The 891-nt window shown below is 54.5% G+C and carries 1 protein-coding gene; it reads right to left on the bottom strand.

Annotation, left to right across the window (positions count from 1 at the left end; all coding sequences use genetic code 11):
* Positions 1-55 precede the first annotated feature (55 nt).
* Positions 56-808 (bottom strand): IS6 family transposase, encoded by a 753-nt coding sequence (locus NDN16_RS20820; RefSeq protein ID WP_024899183.1) that lies wholly within the window; start codon positions 806-808, stop codon positions 56-58.
* Positions 809-891: the final 83 nt, after the last annotated feature.

Consider the following 891-nt stretch of genomic DNA (forward strand, 5'->3'; position numbering starts at 1 on the left):
GGGCCTGTCGCAAACATTTTCGGAGCGCGCGATTATCCCCTGAGCGTCCTCATTTTCATGCTTTGTTAATCTTTTGCAGTCCGAAGAGGCGCGCAAGAAAATCGTTCTGATCGTTGACAGTCCAACCGCCGGAAAAGCTGAAGCCTTTCCTCAACCACAGCATTGCCTCGAAACCCGCGATGGTTCGCCGCGCCGTGTTGAAGGATTGGAAGCCACCGATCTTTGGCATGTTCTTCTTTACCCGGAAATGGTCACTTTCGATGCCTTGCTGGAGGTGCTTGGTGACATAGTGGACGGGATCGGGATGGAGGAGCCCATCATCAACCGACATTTTGATCGTTGACGGGAAGGTGTTGGCCCCGTCGGTCCCGATCCTGGTCGGCGACAACAAGGGTTCGTCTTTGAGCATCTTGCGGAAAAACCGCTTGGCGGCGGCGAGATCGCGCTTAGCGGTCAACAGGAAATCTACCGGATTGCCATGCTTGTCGATGGCTCGGTACAGATAGCGCCATTTGCCGCGGATCTTGACGTACGTCTCATCGATTCTGACCGAGCCGCAATGGGGGCGCCTAAACTGCCGAAGCCGTTTTTCGATCATCGGCGCATAGGCCAATACCCAGCGGTTGATCGTGCTATGATCGACCTCAAAGCCCCGCTCGCGAAACATCTCTTCCAAGTCACGATAGCTGAGCGGGTAGCGCAAGTACCAGGCAACCGCCTGTACAATCAACCAGGCCTCGAAATGCCTGCCTTTGAAGTCATCCTTTGATTGGCGCTTCAGCTTCTCGGCAATAGCATTCAGAATCATGGGCTCGCTCCGCAACTTTCGGAGCGGCAAATTCCATGCCTATGGTCAACATACGGTTAAGCCCGAAAGTTTGCGACAAGCCC

It is taken from the genome of Aureimonas altamirensis (assembly GCF_023702225.1).
GTDB classification, from domain to species: Bacteria; Pseudomonadota; Alphaproteobacteria; order Rhizobiales; family Rhizobiaceae; genus Aureimonas; species Aureimonas altamirensis_B.

Bases quoted from the DNA above. Each gene is read 5' to 3' on its own strand.
- NDN16_RS20820 (WP_024899183.1), bottom strand. From the start codon at position 808: ATGATTCTGAATGCTATTGCCGAGAAGCTGAAGCGCCAATCAAAGGAT.